The 16483-nt window shown below is 69.0% G+C and carries 10 protein-coding genes; 1 reads left to right on the forward strand and 9 read right to left on the reverse strand.

The window, feature by feature from the left end; all coding sequences use genetic code 11:
- From NHN26_RS00290 to cysQ, 7 genes are all read right to left on the reverse strand, one after another.
- Positions 1-1437, reverse strand: coding sequence for a nodulation protein NodH (locus NHN26_RS00290; RefSeq protein ID WP_253087539.1), 1437 nt, complete (start codon positions 1435-1437; stop codon positions 1-3).
- 1 nt (position 1438) lies between these two features.
- The gene (locus NHN26_RS00295) at positions 1439-3136 is read right to left on the reverse strand and encodes a beta-1,6-N-acetylglucosaminyltransferase (RefSeq protein WP_253087540.1); all 1698 of its coding nucleotides are present in this window, start codon (positions 3134-3136) and stop codon (positions 1439-1441) included.
- Positions 3133-4119: a glycosyltransferase family 2 protein gene (locus NHN26_RS00300; protein WP_253087541.1), complete on the reverse strand. Its 987-nt coding sequence runs from the start codon at positions 4117-4119 to the stop codon at positions 3133-3135. The genes NHN26_RS00295 and NHN26_RS00300 overlap by 4 nt, the downstream gene beginning before the upstream one ends.
- Before the next feature lie 111 nt (positions 4120-4230).
- Entirely contained in the window at positions 4231-5217 is a 987-nt protein-coding gene (locus tag NHN26_RS00305) for a glycosyltransferase family 2 protein (RefSeq protein WP_253087542.1), read from the reverse strand.
- 107 nt (positions 5218-5324) lie between these two features.
- The gene (locus NHN26_RS00310) at positions 5325-6227 is read right to left on the reverse strand and encodes a UTP--glucose-1-phosphate uridylyltransferase (protein ID WP_253087543.1); all 903 of its coding nucleotides are present in this window, start codon (positions 6225-6227) and stop codon (positions 5325-5327) included.
- Between the two features lie 258 nt (positions 6228-6485).
- Positions 6486-7286, reverse strand: a complete 801-nt coding sequence (locus NHN26_RS00315; protein ID WP_253087544.1) for a 3-deoxy-manno-octulosonate cytidylyltransferase — start codon at positions 7284-7286, stop codon at positions 6486-6488.
- On the reverse strand, positions 7286-8071 hold the full coding sequence (gene cysQ / locus NHN26_RS00320) for a 3'(2'),5'-bisphosphate nucleotidase CysQ (protein ID WP_435594164.1): 786 nt from the start codon (positions 8069-8071) through the stop codon (positions 7286-7288). The genes NHN26_RS00315 and cysQ overlap by 1 nt, the downstream gene beginning before the upstream one ends.
- A gap of 118 nt (positions 8072-8189) precedes the next feature.
- Here cysQ and NHN26_RS00325 point away from each other — a divergent pair, with 118 nt between their 5' ends.
- The gene (locus NHN26_RS00325; RefSeq protein ID WP_253087546.1) at positions 8190-9011 is read left to right on the forward strand and encodes an ABC transporter permease; all 822 of its coding nucleotides are present in this window, start codon (positions 8190-8192) and stop codon (positions 9009-9011) included.
- 9 nt (positions 9012-9020) lie between these two features.
- Here NHN26_RS00325 and pbpC read toward each other — a convergent pair whose 3' ends face one another.
- The gene (gene pbpC / locus NHN26_RS00330) at positions 9021-11045 is read right to left on the reverse strand and encodes a penicillin-binding protein 1C (protein WP_253087547.1); all 2025 of its coding nucleotides are present in this window, start codon (positions 11043-11045) and stop codon (positions 9021-9023) included.
- Positions 11042-16480 (reverse strand): alpha-2-macroglobulin family protein, encoded by a 5439-nt coding sequence (locus tag NHN26_RS00335; protein WP_253087548.1) that lies wholly within the window; start codon positions 16478-16480, stop codon positions 11042-11044. The genes pbpC and NHN26_RS00335 overlap by 4 nt, the downstream gene beginning before the upstream one ends.
- Positions 16481-16483 lie beyond the last annotated feature (3 nt).

Genomic DNA, 16483 nt, shown 5'->3' on the forward strand with positions numbered 1-16483 from the left:
CTAGCGACCCCACGCCCCGTAGCCGAGGCAGGCATAGTCGCGCGCATAGGCCGCGCGCGCGGCGGCCTCGATCTCGTCGTCGCAGATTGCCGCCAGCGGGATGGGGTCATCTTCCATTTCCGCCGGGGGCAAGCCGGGCGCTGCCATGCCCAGCTGTTCGGCCAGCATGGCAAGCTCTGCCTCCAGCCGTTCGGCGCGCAGCACCATGTCGGGCAGGACGACTTCGCCGAAGCCCTCGATCACGCGGGTTTGCGAGGCCCAGCTGGCATCGACCCGCAGCCCGGTCTGGCCCGCGAGGTTGCCCTTGAGAAACCGCAAGAAGCCCAGGAATGCAGCCCGGTGCGCCGCCGTGTCATAGTCCGGCCCGGGCGCGCCCTCGGGCAGCGGCACGCCATAGCTGCGGCGCAGCGCGGCGCGGATCACCGGAAAGCTGCCCGGTCCGGTCGGCAGGATATGGGCAACAAAGGCCGCATGGGCGCGGGCCAGAGGATGGGTGACAACGGTAAAGACCCGGTGGCCGGGCGTCTGGCGCAGCCACTGACGCAGCGTCTTGTGCGTGAAGCCGCGCCGCAGCGCATCGGGACCCGCACCGTCGAGCGCGGCAAGCCACGCCTCGACCCGCGCCACCGGACCGCCACGAACCGGCAGGAACAGCAGGGGGCTTTCGGGGGCGGCGACATGGAAGGGGACGGCCGGCCCCCGGCGGGGCTCGAAACAGGGGGTCCGCGACAGGTCGAACCGATCGAGCGGCCCCAGCGCGGCCTCCATCTCGGCGAAGTTCTCCACCTTCTCGGACAAGGGCTCGGGGTTTTGCTTCTTCAGCCTGTCGGACACCGCGTCCAGCCGCGCCTCGACGCCCAGAAAGCGCAGCAGGCCGTTGAGCACCGCGATATCGCCGATATCCTCGTAGCCGAGGTAAAAGGCCGTCTGCCCGCTGGTCTGCAGCGTCCGCATCAGGCGCAACTGGAACCCCTGCAGCCGGTCGAGATGATCGGCGAACTCGTCCGCGTCGAACCGTATCCGGGCGCGGCGGGCGTGCTTCATGTCGGTCAACCGCCACTGATCCGTCCGGGCCGCGATCTTGCGCGAGACATAGCTTTCGGCCGGGTTGCGGGTCAGCACGATCTTGGCGCAGCGCCGGTCGTCCAGAACGCGCGCCAGAACCCGCGGGTCATGGTCGTGAAAGAACCGGAATCCCGCAAGCCCCGGACTGTCCCGCCGCATCGCGTCGAGCAGAAGGCCCGGGTCGCGGTCGCGCGCGGCTTGATCGATACCGAACAGCGTGTGCTGACCCTTGTGGCCGACGAAATGGGGGTTGAACGCCTCGCCATGGCAGGCCAACCCGGGCACCGCGTTCAGATTGTCCTCGAGGAAATTCGAGCCGGTGCGCATTTCGGCCAGCAGCACGAAACACTCGAAGGGGGCGGCGGCGCACATCTCACTGCACCAGATAGGGCCGGCGCGGCCGGGCGGCGACGGGCGGCGCCCCGTCATCCGCGGGGAAATCTCCCATCAGATAGGGCTTCATCCCCTGGTTCTTGAGGGTCTGGAGGAACTGACCGAATCCCGCCAGATCGGCAAGGCGCGGCGCCTCGGTCAGACGGCGCTGGGCGCGGGGAGCGATCTCGTCGATCAGGATCTGCAAGGGTTCCATCGGGTTCAGCACGAAATCCGCCATCGTCCAGATCCGCACGCGTGCGCGGGTATGCGGCGAGCGAAGGATTTCGAGATGCCGCGCCTCGGTCCGCTGGAGTTGCGCCGCACGCTTGCGCAGATCCACGAAGCTTTGGCGCGAGTGGAACAGCGGCACCGCCCAGGCCCCGGTGATCACCGAGATCTGCGCATTCGGATCGCGCGCCAGGACCCAGCCGATCTCCTGCCGGTCGCCCGGGCCGAACTGAAAGCACTGCCGCTCGCCGCGGGTGTTCCAGACGAGGTTGGTCAGGAAGGCCCTTGGTGCATGGTCACGCAGCGACGCGTTGTCGGACAGCCCGCCATTGAAGACCGCCTCGCCATCCGCGAATTCGGCTCTGTCGGGGTGGAACAGATGGCCATGCACCCGCGCCCCGACCATCCGGCCGAGCCAGGATTCGAAATCCTCGAACAGTTCGGAAAACCCCTCGAAAACCGAATAGGGCGCCGAGGTCTGGCCATTCTCCCATCCCTCGCGGGGAAAACGGCTCTGCATGTAGAGTCCCGCACGGCCGCGCGTCCGCCGCTCGACCGCCTTGGAAAACAGCCGGTCTATGCGCGCCGGATTGGGTTCGGCCCGGTTCGTCCCGACCGCCCCCGCACCCAGAAACGTGTCGTAAAGCCGGTCCGCCCGCGGCCAGGCCTTGCGCGCCACGAAACAGTCCGACCGCCGCAGCAATTCAAGGTGATCGTCGTAGAAGATGTGCGGCTTGCCCTGGAAGTCGAATTTCGACAGCGTCAGCGAGCGGCTTTCGATCCGGACGCCATGCTTTCGCACCAGCGTCTGGAAATAGCTCTCGTCAGGGATCCAGACCCGCCGGAAATAGCGCATGTGGCTGTGCCGCGCAGGATCGGTCAGGATCGCGGTCAGGGTCTGCCGGGTCAGGCACCACCATTGCGAGCCAAGATGCGGCTCGATCCCCGCCGGAAACCTGCGGCGAAAGCCGACCCGGCGTTGCAGCCGCACGGACCAGTCGAAAAGACGGCGCTGCCGCTTCCAGGCGAAGGGGAAGCGCAGGGTGAACCGCTCGCGCCCCAGCCCGCCGACGATCCAGTCGACCTCGTCGGCGGTGACCGATTCGATGAAATCGGTGCGCGGACGCTCGGCGAGGTAGGCGCGCAACTCCTCGACCGGGCGAAGCGGCAGGCAGGAGCCCGAGACCAGGAAAACGTGGCTGAGTTCGGGAAACTCGTCCAGGGCTGTCCTTGCGCCGGAAAGCGTGGCCTCGACAATCGACCAGGTGCCCCATTCGCAGCGGTGGTGGCGGCAGAACCGCACATTGGCCAGGCCGGCGAGCGCGACGGTAAAGGCGCGCGACTCTGCGCGCGGCACACGCCGGTCGACATGGATCACCACGGGGCAGTCCCGTTCGGCCCAGTGGCGGGCCACGGCGGCGGCGCGGTCCAGCGCGGTATGGACCAGCATGACGAACCCGACGCTCATGCCCAGTTCCCCTTGGACATCAGCCCCAGAATCTCGAGCTGGCGCCAGCCCATGTATTTCTCGGACCACTTGCACCACAGATCGGGATTGTCTCTGAGCGTGGCGTGATAGGCCCGGTATTCGTGCCCGCCCGCGTAATGCTGGCGGCGGGTCAGTTCCTCGGCGGCCTTGTCGACGAAACAGTCGAGGAACTTGGCATGCAGCAGGCACCCGCTGGCCTTCTCGCCGCCCCACTCGTCATAGACGAGGTTCAGACCGCGGGGCAGCAGCATATGGGTCGAGCTGATATAGACGAAGCCGCGCTGCCAGCGGACCAGGGGAATCTTGTTCAGCGCAGGCGCCCGCTCGGGCCGGTCCGGAAAGAATACGCGCGCCCGCGGACCGCCCTGGATCCAGAGGTTGCGATACTTGCCGTTCCGGTGGATCGTGTAATTGCCACTGTCGAACCAGGATGCGATCTCGAACGGGTTCTGCCCTTGGCGGTAGGGCGCCGCGTCGATCGGACCCTTGGGATACATGTCGACCAGCATCGCCCCGAAGGACCGGATCCCCGCGGTGTCGAGCCAGTCACAGAGCGCCGGGATCGAGCGGGTGTCGCAGAACGGGTAGACGAAGAACTCGTCGACATCGACACTCAGCGTCCAGTGGCCGTGCCCGTAGCGCATCAGCAGCCAGTTCAGCCAGTCGATTCCGAAATGGGCCTTGCGATAGCTCGCCCGCGTCGACCAGAGCGATATGTCGGGCTGGTCGGCCATGAATTCGCGCGAGCCATCGTCAGAGCCGTTATCGACGATCAGGAAATGCCCGATGCCATGGCGTCGGTAATAGTCAAGGAAATAGGGCAGGCGCACGGCCTCGTTGCGCAGCACGACAAAGGCCAGCGCGTCGGACGGGCCGATCCGGGCCGTGCGGTCGGCAACGGACGAAAGCTGCAAGCGCCTGCGGCGCGCGCGCAGCTTCCACAACTTGCGCTCAAGTCGCATGCGATATGAGGACAGCGCGCCCAATCCGCCTCCTGCCGGTGTCCAACCCAAAGGGTCTGTCCATGGCCTAGCGGAAAGCGGCTAACCGGCGGTTAAATCGGATGGCCACGGTCAATCCCAACCGCCGCGCGACAGGATTCCCAACGACTCGAGCTGGCGCCAGTCCTCGTAGCGGGTCGAGTCGGGGAACCACAGGTCGGGATTGCCGATCAGCGCATCGTAATAGTCCTCGTAGAGCGCGCTGTTGGCGAAATGCTCGCGGCGACGTTTTTCCTCGCGGGATTTCGCGATGATGGAGGGCAGGAACTTGGTGTGAAGCAGCACGCCCGAGGGCGCATCGCCTGCCGCGCGACCGCGCACGCGGTTCAGATGGGTCGGCAGCGCCGAATGGGTGGAACTGACATAGGCGTAGCGCCGGTTCCAGCGGATGAGAGGGGTCTTTGACAGGGTCGGCGACCGTTCGGGTTCGGTGCCGAAGAACACCCGCCGCCTGACCCCGCCCCGGACCAGCAGGTTCTTCAGCGGGGGCTGGTACTTGGTGACGATGTTGCCCGCGTCGAACCAGTCGATCACGTCGAGCGGGTCCTGTCCGGCGCGGTAGGTCCGGTCGCCCAGCGGCCCCTTGGGGTAAAGGTCCAGCATGACCGCCCCGAAGGAGGGACGACGCTCGGCATCGAGCCAGGCGGTCAGATCGTGCAGGTCCCGCGTGTCATGGTGCGGATAGACCAGCAATTCGTCGGCATCCAGCGTCAGGCACCAATGGCCATGACCGTGCCGGCTCATCAGCCAGGTCAGCCAATCCATCCCGAATCTTGACAGCCGGTAGCTGTGCCCGCTCCGCCAGAATGAAACGTCGGGCTGGGCGGCCAGCAACGCGCATGTGCCATCGTCGCTGGCGTTGTCGACGATCAGGAAATGCCCGACCCCCAGCCCCCGGTGGTGGTCAAGGAAGAAAGGCAGGCGCTCGGCCTCGTTGCGGACAGTCGCAAAGCAGAGAATGTCGTTTCGGCGGATCGCCCGGGTCCGGTCCGTGACGGCGGCCAGTTGTCCACGCTTGCGCAGCGCACGGAACAACAGGCGGCGTCGGGTCCATCGCATCCGGTAGGCGGTCCACAGACCGCGCGGGTCAGAGAGCGGGGCGGTGGGCGCCTCGCCCCCTGCAAGAACCAACGGAACATCGGCAAGTCGCACGGACCCCCGCGCGGCTATTGCGCCGCTTCGCGCATCGCGACGAGATCCACCAGGTAATCCATGAATTCGTCCCGAAGTTCGGGCCGTGCCATGGCGAAGGACACCGTCGCCTGCAGGAAGCCCGCCTTCGAGCCGCAGTCGAAACGCTGACCCTTGAAGCGATAGCCATAGACGCCCTGGCCGTCGATCTCGGCGGCGATGGCATCGGTCAGCTGCAACTCGCCACCGGCACCCAGCCGATTGTGGCGAAGGTTCTGGTCGAGATTGTGCAACACCCGGGGCGTCAGGATATAGCGGCCGATCACCGCCAGGTTCGAGGGGGCCTCCTCGACCTTGGGCTTCTCGACCATGCTCTTGACCAGCACCCTGTCGCCAAGGTCGCGGTCCACGTCAAGGATGCCATAGGCCTTGGTCTTCTCGTGCGGAACCTCCATGGTCGCGACCATGTTGCCGCCTGTCTCCTCATAGGCCTCGGCCATCTGCTGCAGACAGGGGATTTCGGCGGCGATCACGTCATCGGGCAGGATCACGGCAAAGGGTTCGTTCGCGATCAGGCGACGGGCACACCAGACGGCATGGCCCAGCCCCATGGGCTTGTGCTGCCGGATATAGGCGATCGCCCCGCTTTCCATGTCGGTGCCGTTCAGGATTGCCAGCAATTCATTCTTGCCGGCCGAGCGCAGCGCCTCTTCGAGGGTGGGCGAGTGGTCGAAATAATCCTCGAGCGCGCTTTTGCCGCGCGAGGTAACGAAGATGAATTCCTTGATCCCGGCGGCACGGGCCTCGTCGATCGCATACTGGATCAGGGGTCGATCCACGAGGGTCATGATCTCTTTCGGGATCGACTTCGTGGCGGGCAGAAAGCGCGTCCCCAGTCCAGCGACGGGAAAGACGGCCTTGGTTACCTTGCGCTTCATTCGATCAATCGCTCTTTCGTTTTCGGTTCTTCCAGACCGGCCCGGGCAACACCCTGCATGATGACCTTACTGCATCACGTTGGTATCAGAAAGGTTACGTCAGGCCCAAACGCATACTACTTTCCGTCAGGGAAACCAATGCTCGCTTCCGTCAGGACTTTGGACGGGTCGGCAGGCTTGCGTTCCGGATTATACACCGCCTGGCCGGAGTCCGCTGACCCCAATGCGGCGCCGGGGGCGTGCCGGTCGACGGCGCGATCAGTCCAGCCCCATCCGGGCCAGCATCGCCTCGATCAGCGGCACGTCCTCGGGGTTGTTCAACTCCCAGAACTCGCGGCCGCGCGACTCGACCTCGACGCACAGCACCGGGCGCCCGCGTTCGAGGAAGCGCAACTGCTCCAGCCCCTCAAGCCCTTCCAGCGGGCCGGGCTGCCATTGCGGATAGGCGGCCAGCGCCGCGGGCCGGTAGGCATAGACCCCGACATGGTGGAAAACGGGGGTCGGGTCGTCCTCGCCATAGCTCTGGCCGGTAAAGGGAATCACCTCCTTTGAGAAATAGAGCGCATGGCCCCGCTTGCCGAAGACGGCGGTGGTACCGCCCACCCGGCCCGCGCGGCGGTCGGCCAGAAGGGCCGCAAGCGCGCGCCCGTCGCAGCGCAGGACCGGCGTCGCGATCTCGGCCTCGGGATCGGCTGCCAGCCCGGCGACCAGCGCCTCGACGAACCAGGGCGGGGTCAGCGGCGCATCGCCTTGCAGGTTGACCACGATCTCGAACCCGCCGCCCAGCGCCGCGACCGCCTCGGCCACCCGTTCGGTGCCATTGGCGCAGCTTTCAGCGGTCATCACCACCTCGGCGCCGAAGCCCTCGGCCACGTCGCGGATGCGCGCGTCGTCGGTCGCCACCACCACCCGATCGACGCCCGCAACCGCCTGCGCCGCCCGCCAGGAGCGTTCGATCAGCGTGCGGCTTTCGCCCGACGCGCCCCTGAGCGCGACAAGCGGCTTGCCGGGATAGCGGCTGGAGGCATAGCGCGCGGGGATGACGACGAGAACCGGCATCAGGCAGGCCGCAGCGCCACGCCCGGCGCAAAGGCGATGAAGAAGGGGTTCGCGTAGCCCTGCTTGCCATAGGTCAGCGGCGCGTGATCGTCAAAGCGCACCACCTGCCCGCCCGCGCCCGCCAGAACGGCATGGCCCGCGGCGGTGTCCCATTCCATCGTGCGCCCGAGCCGCGGGTAAAGATCGGCCTCGCCGCAGGCCACAAGGCAGAATTTCAGCGACGAACCCGCGCTGGTCATGTCCTTGACGGCGTAATGGGCGATATAGTCGTCGGTCGCCTGGTCGCGATGGGATTTCGAGGCGACCACGATCAGCGCGTCATTGTCGGGCGTTGCAACCGAAAGGGGCGTGAGCGGTCCCGGCGCGTCAAGGTCAAGCGCGCCGGTCTCCTCGACCGCAGTGCCATCGGCGCGGGTGTAGAACAGCCGCCCCTTGGCCGGGGCATAGACCACGCCGCGCACCGGAACGCCGTTCTCGACCCAGGCGATGTTGACGGTGAAATCGCCGCGGCGCTGGATGAATTCCCTGGTCCCGTCCAGCGGATCGACGATCAGGAAATCGCGCGCCGTCTCGGCATGGCTTGCGGCCTGTTCCTCGGTGACGATCAGCGCATCGGGAAAGGCATCGGCCAGCGCCGCCGAGATCAGCGCATCGGCGGCCTCGTCAGCCTCGGTCACGGGGCTGGAATCGGACTTGGACCGCACCTCGAAATCCTCGGAGCCGTAGATCTCCATGATCCGCGCCCCGGCAAGAAGCGCGGTCCGCCGCATCACGGCTTCGAGCATCTGATAGTCCAAATCGGGTCTCCCTCGGCTCGGATTGTAATGAATTGGCAAGGCTCTTATGCTTGCCTGCCTGGGCAACGGCAAGGGCGACGAACGCCCCGGCCAAACGGACGGGCCAATGTTTCAGGACAGGACACCGCGAACCAGGACCATGGGCGGGCTGCGCCTGCTGGTGCTGATCTATCACGGCAGCGTGCGCCATGTGCGCAAGGGGCACGGCAACGCGGTCGTGGGCCTCTTGATGAACATCATGCAGACGGTGATCTTCCTTGCCGCCTTCTTCCTGATGTTCGAACTGCTGGGACTGCGCGGCGCAGCCATCAGGGGCGACTTCCTGCTCTACCTGATGACCGGGATTTTCCTTTTCCTGACCTTCAACAAGACGATGTCGGCGGTGATCGGGTCCGAGGGGCCGGCCTCGCCGATGATGCAGCATGCGCCGATGAACACGATCGTCGCGATAAGCTCGGCGGCGTTCGGCACGCTGTACATCCAGCTGCTGTCGATGTTCGTGGTCGGCTTCGTCTATCACGCGGCGGTCACGCCGATCACGATCCACGATCCGGTCGGCGCAATGGCCATGGTGCTGCTGTCCTGGTTCTCGGGGCTGGCGATCGGGATGGTCTTCCTGGCAGCGAAGCCCTGGGCGCCGGGCGTCGTCGGGCTTGCCTCGACGATCTTCCAGCGGCTGAACATGATCGCGTCGGGCAAGATGTTCGTGGCCAACATGCTGCCCGGCTACATGCTGGCGCTGTTCGACTGGAACCCGCTGTTCCATTGCATCGACCAGGCGCGCGGTTTCACCTTCATCAACTACAGCCCGCATTTCACCTCGATCAGCTATCCGTTCTTCGTCAGCCTTGCGCTGATCATGCTGGGGCTGATGGGGGAGTTCTATACGCGAAAATTCGCCTCGGCGAGTTGGTACGCCCGCCGCTGAAGGCGCGGCTCAGGGCGCCAGACGGATGCCGGCACGCGCGCCCTGCCCGGTGGCGTCGATCACCGACAGGGTGGAAAAGCCCGGACCCGGGGCGGGCAGCTGGATTTCGCGCAGCCGCAGGCCGGTCGCGACCGGGACACCGTCGACAAGCAGGATGAAGGGCGGCGTGCCGCCTTCCAGCCGGATGGGCAAGAGGTCAAGCCCCGCGGCCAGCGTGGCCCCGTCGGGGGGGAAGGCAAGGCGTGGTCCGGTGCCCTGTGCGGTGCCAAAGCGGCGCAGCGGCTGGGGCAGGTCGGCATTGGCCGCGATCAGCGTGCCCGGCGGCGGGGGCGGCAGCGGATCGGGGGCGGGTTTCAGCCGCGCGAAAGCCTCGAACAGAAGCGGTGCGGCACTGTCGGCGCCAAAGGTGCCGGGAACCGGCGTGCCATCCGGTCGACCCATCCACACCGCGATCACATGCGCCCCGTCGAACCCCACCGCCCAGGCATCGCGATGGCCGAAGGAGGTGCCGGTCTTGAACGCGATCCGGCGCGGCGGCGCGGCGGGCGGTGCCGGTGTGCCGCGCAGGATATCGGCCACCTGCCAGGCGGCCTCCTGCGTCAGGACCGGGGGGCCGGGGTTGGCTGCGCCCGCGCCGGCCTGCCAGTGCAGCCCGACCGCGCGCCCGCCATTCGCAATCGCGGCATAGAGCCGGGCAAGGTCCTCCAGCGTCACCCCCAGCCCGCCCAGCGCGATGGCAAGACCCGGCACCCCGCCGGGGATCGCGGGCGCGATCCCGGCACGTTCCAGCCCCGCGACCAGCCGCGCAGGCCCCAGCGCCTCGGCCAGCGCGATGACGGGGATGTTGCGCGAGGATTGCAGCGCCTCGCGCGCCGTTATCGTGCCGCGATAGGCCCCGTCGAAATTCGAGGGCCGATAGGTGCCGAAAGCGGTCGGGCGATCCTCGATCAGCGTCTCGGGATGGGCCAGCCCCTCGGCGAAGGCAAGGCCGTAGACCAGCGGTTTCAGCGTCGAGCCGGGCGAGCGGGGCGCGATGGTCATGTCGACATAGCCCGCCCGCGCGCTGTCGGTGAAATCGGGGCTGCCGAGATGGGCGAGGATCTCGCCCGTGCGGTGATCGGCGACGATCAGCGCGGCCGAAACCGCGGGGCCGAGCGGAGCCACAATGCGGCGCAAGAGCGCCTCCAGCCGGGCCTGCAACCCCGCCTCCAGCGTCAGCCGGTGCAGCGCCGCGCCCGGATCGGCGGCGCGGGCCCTGTCGGCAAGGTGCGGAGCGAGCGCCGGGAAGGGGTGGCGGGCCGTCGGGACGGGGGCGCGGATGGCAGTGGCCAGTTCCTCGGCGCCCAGCAGGCCCGCCTTTGCCATGCGCGCCAGCACCCGGTCGCGCCCGGTGCGGGCGGCGGCAGGATCGCGGTCGGGCCTGCGCGCCTCGGGCGCCTGGGGCAGCGCGACCAGCAGGGCGGCCTCGGCCGGTGTCAGCCGCCGGGGCGGCTTGCCGAACCAGGCCAGGCTGCCCGCCCGCAGCCCTTCGAGATTGCCCCCGAAGGGCGCGCGGTTCAGGTAAAGCGTCAGGATCTCGTCCTTGCCCACCTGCCGCTCCAGCGCAAGCGCGACCCGCATCTGCCGCAGCTTGCCGCCCCAATGCCCGGTTCCGCTGTCCTCCAGCAACCGCGCCACCTGCATCGTCAGCGTCGAGCCACCCGAGACGACGCGGCCATGGCGGACCGCCTGCCCCGCCGCGCGCAGCAGCGCCAGCGGATCGATGCCCGGATGGCGGTAGAACCGCCGATCCTCGCGCGCGATCAGCATGGCCAGATAGCCCGGGTCCACCGCATCCAGGCTGGTCGCCAGCCGCCAGCGCCCATCGGCCACGGTATAGGCGCGCAGAAGCACCCCGTTGCGATCCAGCACCTCGGCCGAGCTTTCGGCCACAAGAACCGGCAGGTCGGTTGCCGCGATCCAGCGATCCGCCGCATCCCGCGCCGCCGCGCCGATGAACAGCACAGCGACCAGGACCAGCGGCAGGCGCCTCATTCGCTGACCGTGGCGCGGCCCGCATCGGTCCAGGCGCGGCGGTCGGAGCGATACATGTCCTCGACGCTGGCGGCGGGGTGGCGATAGCTGCCCGGTGCGGTCGCGCGCAGGATATAGGCCAGCCGGATCGGGGCATCGGAACGCAGGTCGACCGCGGCCAGGAAGCGGTCCTGCCGTGCCTCGGTATGGGCGGCGTCTTCGGTCACGTCCAGCCAGTCGAGCGCCCGGATATCGCCCGCGCGGATCAGGTTCGGGTTGTCGATCTCGAAGCCTGCGGGCAGCGGGTCGGCCACCATCAGCCGCGCCTCGGTCGGGGCGAAGGGCGTGACCTCGATCACCGTGACCAGCCGGGTTCCGGCGGGCACCGCATCCAGCGTCGCGGGCGCGCCATCAAGCGTGTAGTGGCGGCGGGTGATGGCGAATCCGTTGCCGCCGGCGGGTTCGGGAACCTCGGGCACGCCGAACGCGGTCAGCGTCAGGACCTCATCCGCGCCGCTGCCGTTTCCGATCACCGCCGGGGCGTCGCCGTCGCGCAACAGCCGCACCAGCGGCCCGTCAAGCGGCGCGCCGTTCAGGGTGAAGCCCGCCGCCCCCGGCCGGTCGATCAGCGCATGGGCGGCCAGCAGCGTCCACGCCGCCTCTTGCGTGGACCGCGCGCGGCCCGGCGCGGCGACGTAATCGGCCAGCATTGTGCGATCGACCGCCGCGCTGCCCGCCTCTGCCGCCAGCGCAAGAAGCCCGGCGGCATCGCGCAGGTCGGTGCCGTAATCGGCGCGCCAGAGCGGTGGTTCCTCGGCCCCAATGCGCACCCCCATCCGGCCCGCGGCATGGGTGAACATCGCCTCGGCCCGCACCGGATCGCCATAGGCGGCAAGCGCAGCGCCCAGTTGACCGGCGGCCAGCGGGGTTGCAAAGGCGCGGCCCTTGACATCGGCGTAATAGCGCAGGTCCGCCATGGCCGCCGCCCCCTCGCGCGCCAGCACCATCAGCGCATAGGCGATATCCTCGCCGCCCTCGTCGAAATCGGGGGCATAGGCGATGCGGTTGCGCAGGTTGTCCAGCGCCGCGCGGAAGGCATGGGTGGGAACAGCAAAACCGTTTGCGCGCGCCCGGCTCAGGAAATCGGTGACATAGGCATCCAGCCAGAAATCCCCCGCGTCCGGCCGCCAGAGCCCGAAACTGCCATTCGGCGCCTGATTGGCCAGCACCGCGGCGATGGCCTGATCCACGCGGGCGCGCAGGTCTTCGCGTGCCCCCAGCCCCATCGCGACCGCGATCTCGTCCAGATACAGAAGCGGCAGCGCGGCCGAGGCCACCTGTTCCGTGCAGCCATAGGGATAGCGGTCGAGCGCGGCCAGAAGCCCCGCCGCATCCAGCCGCGCGATCGGGCCGATGGCCAGCGTCGCCCGCCCCGTGCCCGGCAGGAAGCCGCTGAAGATCGCCTGATCGGCGGTGAACCGGTCGCCATCGGCCAGCGTGAAGCGAGAGGTTCGCAACACCTCGGGGTCCGTCACCTCGACCGGCAGCGCCAGCCGCCGGGTCAGCGTCTGGTCATCGGGCGTGGTCAGCGTGACGGCGATCTCGGCAAGGCCGGGTTCGCCCGCGATCACGGGGATCGACAGCGTGGCCTTGCCCCCCTCGGCAAGCTCCAGGTCCGGCGGGATCGCCGCCGCGTCCAGCGTGACGCCCGAGCCCGTCACCGACAGCCCCATCCGCCCCGCCGGACCCGTGGCATGCACGATTTCCAGCAACAGCCGGCTGCGGTCGCCGGGGGCGAGGAAGCGCGGCAGGCTGGCAGTCAACACCACCGGGTCGCGCACAAGGATGTCCGCCTCGGCCTGCCCCAGCCCGGTCTTCGACCACACCACCGCCATCAGCCGCACGGTGCCATTGAAGGCGGGCAGATCGAAGCGGGCGCGGGCATACCCGTCCGGCCCCACCTGAACCGGCCCCTCGAACAGCGCGACCAGATCCTCGGTCGGCGGCGGCGCCTGCATCCGCAGACCGGCCCCGGCATCGCCGCCCGAGCGGACGCGGCCCATCTCGCCGCTCATCCCGTCGATCAGGCGGCCATAGACATCGCGCAGGCCCATCCCCAGCCGCCGCTGGCCGAAATAATGGCCATCGGGATCGGGGCTGGCAAAGCCCGTCAGGTTCAGGATGCCCAGATCGACGGCGGCGATGGTGGCATGGGCGGTTTCGCCCGGCCGGATGCCCTCGACCTTCAGCGCCACGTCCAGCGGTGCGCGGGGCTGGGCCTCGGCTGCCAATTCGAAGCCCGCGCGCAACCGCCGTGGGCCGGGATCGACCGTGGCATGGGCCAGACCCAGCGCCCGGGCGGGGTTCTGGCCAGCCTCGGCATCCATCGGCCGGATCAGCGTCGCCGCGACATAGGCCCCTGCCCCCCACTCGTCCGTCACGGGCAGGGCAACGGTGTTTTCGCCCGCGACCAGATCGACGGGCTGCATGTGGATCAGCCGGTTCGACATCACCGTGACCAGCCCCTTGCCCGGCGCGCGCGGCACGATCCTCAGCGTCGCGGTCTCGCCCGGGGCATAGGCGGGCTTGTCCAGCGCGACCTCAAGCATGTCGGGGGTTCGGCTGGTGTCGGCGGGGGCATACCAGCCAGCGTCGAACGCCACCGACGTTTCGGCAAAGGGGGCGTCCGCGCGCGTGACGACCAGTTCGTAGCGGCCCCACTGGACAGGGAGATCCAGCGAGAACCGCCCGCCCTCCAGCACCACCTCGCCGCTGGTGACGCGGCTGCGGGTGGTCACCGGCTCCCACGCCCAGTCGCCATGCATCTGGTACCATTGATAGCGCGTCTCGACCCGGTTCAGCGCCCAGTCGATCCGCATCTCCTGCGGCGTCCCGTCCGGGCCGAGGCCGAGCAGCTCGAACCCGGCCTCTGCCCCCTCGCCCACGACGCCGTCGAAAAGCGGCCTGATGCCGATCAGCGGCGCATCGGGCGCCAGGGCGCGGGTCAGGCGGCGTTCGACCGGACGGGCCGAGCCTTCGGCAAGACGCAGCACGATCTCGGCCTCCAGCGGCTTGCCCTCGGCCTCGATCCCGGGGAAGGCCAGCGGCAGGACGGCGCGGCCCTCGGCATCGGTGCGCGGCGCGTTCTCGATTACCGCAAGCTGCGGCGCGACGCGGCTGTCATGGCGGCCGAAGCGGAAACCGGGATGGGCGGGCAGGCTGTCCACCGCCGCCAGCCGCACCTCGCCCTCGATGGCCAGATCGGCCCCCACCGCGCCGAAAAGATAGCGCGCGGCGACGCCCAGAACCGGCCGGTCTGACAGGCGCAGCGGCCCCTCGGCCAGCGACAGTTCGAAGTCGATCCGCTCGGGCAGGAAATCCTCGACCAGCAGCTTCTGCGTGGCCAGCGGCGGCGCGTCGGGCTCGGCATGAACGGCCAGCGTCCAGGTGCCGCGCGGGGCGGTTGCCGCGACGCCAAGCGCAAGGACATGGCCACCCGCCACGCCGCCCGGGGACAGCGCGCGGGCATGTTCCACCCCGTCGGGCCGGGTCAGGATCGCGGTCAGCGGCAGCCCCTCGACCGCCTCGGCCCGCCCGTCGCGGGCCAGTGCGGTGGCGCGCACGGTTTCGCCCGCGTGATAGGCGCCGCGCTCGGTCGTCAGGAAGACGTCGATGGGCGGCGCGGGCGGGCGCCCCTCTACGCCGCGGTCGGACAGGTCGAATTCGGGCTCTGTCAGCGACAGGAAGGCCAGATCGCCCTCGCCCTCCTGCACGGTCACCAGCGCGGGCGCCGCCCCGGCCTGCCCGCGCATCAGTCCCGCCGGGAATTGCGCATGGCCCGCTGCATCGGTTACGGCCGTTCCCAGAACCCGGTTCGCCCGCGACATCAGCGATACCGTGACCCCCGCCTTGGGCTCGGCGCTTGCCAGCGACCGGACGAAGACATGCAGCCCGTCCGTCCCCGCCATCGTGGCCAGCCCCAGATCGGACAGCACGAACCATTGCGTGGCGGCCGGACGGTCATAGGGATCGGCCCCGGGGATCGCCGCGTGCAGCGCATAGATGCCCGCGGGCAGCCCGGCGATCGCCTCGGCCAGCGGCAGGCGCGTGGTGACGTCGCGGTTCAGCTCAATCCCCACCTCGCCTGTGCCGGCCCAGACCTGTTCGGCCATGTCGCCCGAGAACGCATCCTCTTGCCAGGGCGAGAGGGGGCGGCCGAAATAGCCGTCCTGGATCGCGCGCAACAGGTTGCGGTCGGACATCCGGTGCAGCCGCAAGTCCAGCCGGTCGGTGTTCACGCTCACCACGGGCAGCGCCGCTTCGCCCGTGCGGGGCAGCACATAGGCCCGGCCGGGGAAGCGGACCGAAGGGCGGCGGTCGCGAACATATTGGGTCAGTTCCACGGGGCGGGCCAGAACCTCGCCGCTTTGGGCGGGCAGGCCCGGGCGCAGCGTCAGCCGGTAGCTTTCGCCGTGGCGCAGGCCCGCGACGCACAGCCAGTCATCCTCGGTCGTGACGGCAAGCCCGGGCTGCGGAAGCTGCACGAAGGGCGCGAAATCGGCGCCGCGGGCGAGCGGTTCGGAAAAGCGGGTGCAGATGCGCGGGCTGGGCGCGTCGCTTTCCACCTCGGTCTCGACCACACGGAAACCGTGCTTCGCGATCGCCGCGTCCAGCCGTTCGGCGATGTCCTCGCGCGGGGCAAGCGCCTGGGCCAGCCGCAGCGCGGGAACCGTCTCGCGCCCGCGGCCCACGGCCTCCAGCGCCTCGGCCATCACGACCAGCGCCTGCGCGCGCGTCGCAGGCGCGGCGCTGCGCAGATGGGCGTTGATCGCGGCCGACAGCGCGCGTGTCTGCGCATTGCGCCGCGCCTCGGCGTTCTGGGCGGGTTGGGCCAGCGTCAGGCGGGCATATTCGGCCCAGAGCGCGCCGGTATCGGCCAGCACCAGCGCCGCGCCGGTAAAGCCCAGCGCCTCGGCGATCCGGCCTGCGGCGCGCGCCTCGGTGGCGGCCTGAAGCCAGTCCTCAATGGGTCGTTCATTCACATGATGGCGCCGCGACAGGGCCTCAGCCGCCATCCGCGCGGCGGCCAGATCCTCGGGCCTCAGGAAGTCCAGTTCGGCCACCCGCGCGGCAACGCCGTCCAGAACCGCCGGATCGGCGCGCAGCACGCGGGCCGACAGAGCCCCCTGATAGGGCACGCTGCCGGTGGCGGCCGCCTTGGGAAAACAGGCATTCGAGCGGGTGTTGAAGGTCAGCGCCGTGCAGGCGGGATCGGTCAGGCAGGCCCGCGCGCAGGCCTCGAAATCCGAATCGAACAGGGCGCGCAGATCGCCGCCGGGAAAATCCACATCGCGCGAGATCGCCAGCCGCTTGTCGGGAACCGGGCCGGGCATGGGCTGGGCCAGCGCGGGAAGGGCAAGGAAGATCAGACAGAAAAGGACGGCAAACCGGCGCATCGC

It is taken from the genome of Rhodovulum tesquicola, from assembly GCF_024128855.1.
Classification (GTDB): domain Bacteria; phylum Pseudomonadota; class Alphaproteobacteria; order Rhodobacterales; family Rhodobacteraceae; genus Rhodovulum; species Rhodovulum tesquicola.